The organism is Saccharomonospora saliphila YIM 90502 (assembly GCF_000383795.1).
Classification (GTDB): Bacteria; Actinomycetota; Actinomycetes; order Mycobacteriales; family Pseudonocardiaceae; genus Saccharomonospora; species Saccharomonospora saliphila.
The window spans coordinates 28696-31184 of record NZ_KB912654.1 but is presented as its reverse complement, the minus strand read 5'-3'; the positions used below and the strand labels follow the sequence as shown (position 1 = coordinate 31184).

The window sequence follows — 2489 nt, the reverse complement described above, 5'->3', positions numbered from 1 at the left end:
GCCCAGTGCCCCGGCCGCGCCCAGCGCGGGCGCGCCCCGCACCGCGAGCCGCCGGATCGCCGCGATCAGTTCGTCCACGGTGTTCAGCCGCAGCGTGCGGTGCACCGTGGGCAACGCGCACTGGTCGACGAGCACGACGGCACCGCGGTCCCAGTCGATCGTCCTGTCCACACCGCCATTGTCCCGCACGGGTGACGCCGCCTCGCCGAGGAGTGGGGGCGGGCCGCGGCGAACCGGCGTGCCCTGCCACCCCGGTTCGCCGGGCGGAGCGTCCGGCGCCCGGCGGTTGGGCTGATCGGGCGTGAGCGACGCCGCGTCCGTGCGCGCCACCACGCGACTACCCTTGTCAAGCGATGACCTACCTCGACCACGCGGCGACGACCCCGATGGTGCCCGAGGCCCTCGCGGCGCTGACCGACACGCTGCCCACGTTGGGCAACGCGTCGTCACTGCACTCGTCCGGCCGCCGCGCCCGGCGTGTGGTGGAGGAGGCGCGCGAGATCGTCGCCGAGGCGCTCGGTGCCCGGCCTTCCGAAGTGATCTTCACGGCGGGGGGCACGGAGAGCGACAACCTCGCCGTCAAGGGCCTGTACTGGGCGCGCCATCGTGCCGACGGGCGGCGCCGCCGGGTCCTCGCGAGCGCGGTGGAGCACCACGCCGTACTGGACACGGTGCAGTGGCTGGCCGACCACGAGGGCGCGGAGGTGACCTGGCTCGACGTCGACGCGCACGGCCGCGTGCGGCCGGAGGCGCTGCGCGAGGCGGTCGAGGCCGCGCCGGACGAGGTCGCGCTCGCCACGGTCATGTGGGCCAACAACGAGGTGGGCACGATCAACCCCGTTCCCGAACTGGCCGCCGTCTGCGCCGAGTACGGCATCCCGTTGCACACCGACGCCGTGCAGGCGGTCGGAGTCGTCGACCTCGACCTGAGCATGGCGGGCGTGGGCGCGTGCACACTGACCGGACACAAACTCGGCGGGCCGTACGGGGTCGGCGCCCTCGTGCTCGACCGCGACACTCCGTGCACGCCGCTGCTGCACGGGGGCGGGCAGGAACGCGAGGTGCGCTCGGGCACCCTGGACGTGCCGGGTATCCATGCCTTCGCCACCGCCGTCCGCGCGAGCGTGCGGCGGCGCGCCGAGCACGTCGGGACGGTCCGCGAGTTGCGCGACGACCTCGTGGCGGGAGTGCTGGCCGAGGTGCCGGACGCCGTCCTCAACGGCCCGCCCCTCGACGACAGCGACCGGTTGCCGGGCATCGCCCACCTCACCTTCCCCGGGTGTGCCGGAGACAGCCTGCTGATGCTGCTCGACGCGCGGGGGATCGAGTGCTCCACCGGCTCCGCGTGCACGGCCGGGGTGGCCGAACCCAGCCACGTGCTGCTCGCGATGGGCGCCGACGCGGTCTCGGCCCGCGGGTCGTTGCGCTTCTCGCTCGGGCACAGTTCCACCCGCGCCGACGTGGAGGCGCTCGTGGGGGAGATCGGCGGTGTGGTCGCGCGGGCCCGGCAGGCGGGTTTGTCCGGAATGCGCAGGCAGCGAACCAAGCAGGAGGTGTAGCGGTGCGGGTACTGGCCGCGATGAGCGGGGGAGTGGACTCGGCGGTGGCCGCGGCCCGGGCCGTGGACGCGGGGCACGACGTGGTCGGCGTGCACCTGGCGCTGTCGGCCAAGCCGGGAACACTGCGCACCGGGTCCCGGGGCTGTTGCACGATCGAGGATTCGCACGACGCGCGCCGCGCGGCCGACCTGCTCGACATCCCCTTCTACGTCTGGGACTTCGCCGAGCGGTTCACCGAGGAGGTCGTGGAGACCTTCGTCGGGGAGTACGCGGCGGGTCGCACGCCCAACCCGTGCGTGACCTGCAACGAGAAGATCAAGTTCGAGGCGTTGCTCGAGAAGGCCGTCGCATTGGGCTTCGACGCGGTGTGCACCGGCCACTACGCCCGGCTCGCGGTGGTCGACGGGGTGCCGGAACTGCGCCGCAGCGCCGACGAGGGCAAGGACCAGTCGTACGTGCTCGCCTCGCTCACCCCGGACCAGTTGCGGCACGCGATGTTCCCGCTCGGTGACTCCCGCAAGCCGGAGGTGCGGGCCGAGGCCGAGCGGCGCGGCCTTCCGGTGGCGCGTAAGCCCGACAGTCACGACATCTGCTTCATCCCCGACGGCGACACGAAGTCGTTCCTGGACGACCGGCTCGGCGAACATCCCGGTGAGCTGGTGGACGCCGAAACCGGCGCGGTGCTCGGCAGGCACACCGGCGTCCACGGGTTCACCGTCGGCCAGCGCAAGGGGCTCGGCATCGACGCACCCGCCGCCGACGGCAGGCCCCGCTACGTGCTGTCGCTGGAACCGGTGTCGGGGACCGTGAAGGTGGGCTCCGCCGACGAGCTCGCGGTCGAGCGGATCGAGGCCGACCGGCCCGTCTGGCCCGGTGAGGCGCCACTCGCCGCGCCCACGGAGTGCGTCGCGCAGGTCCGCGCGCACGGCG

At 73.7% G+C, this 2489-nt stretch carries 2 protein-coding genes and 1 pseudogene; 2 read left to right on the top strand and 1 reads right to left on the bottom strand.

Annotated features, from left to right (window positions below; genetic code table 11):
- Positions 1–171, bottom strand: a pseudogene (locus SACSA_RS24555) (S-methyl-5-thioribose-1-phosphate isomerase); the annotation flags it as partial.
- A 182-nt stretch (positions 172–353) separates the two neighbouring features.
- On the opposite strand from SACSA_RS24555, the gene SACSA_RS0108960 reads away from it, so the two are divergent.
- Together SACSA_RS0108960 and mnmA are read left to right on the top strand one after the other, a co-directional pair.
- Positions 354–1559, top strand: a complete 1206-nt coding sequence (locus tag SACSA_RS0108960; protein WP_019815212.1) for a cysteine desulfurase family protein — start codon at positions 354–356, stop codon at positions 1557–1559.
- Between the two features lie 2 nt (positions 1560–1561).
- Positions 1562–2489: tRNA 2-thiouridine(34) synthase MnmA (gene mnmA, locus SACSA_RS22160; protein WP_048876588.1), on the top strand; the 928-nt coding region annotated here is incomplete at its 3' end.

Bases quoted from the DNA above. Each gene is read 5' to 3' on its own strand.
- SACSA_RS0108960 (WP_019815212.1), top strand. From the start codon at position 354: ATGACCTACCTCGACCACGCGGCGACGACCCCGATGGTGCCCGAGGCC.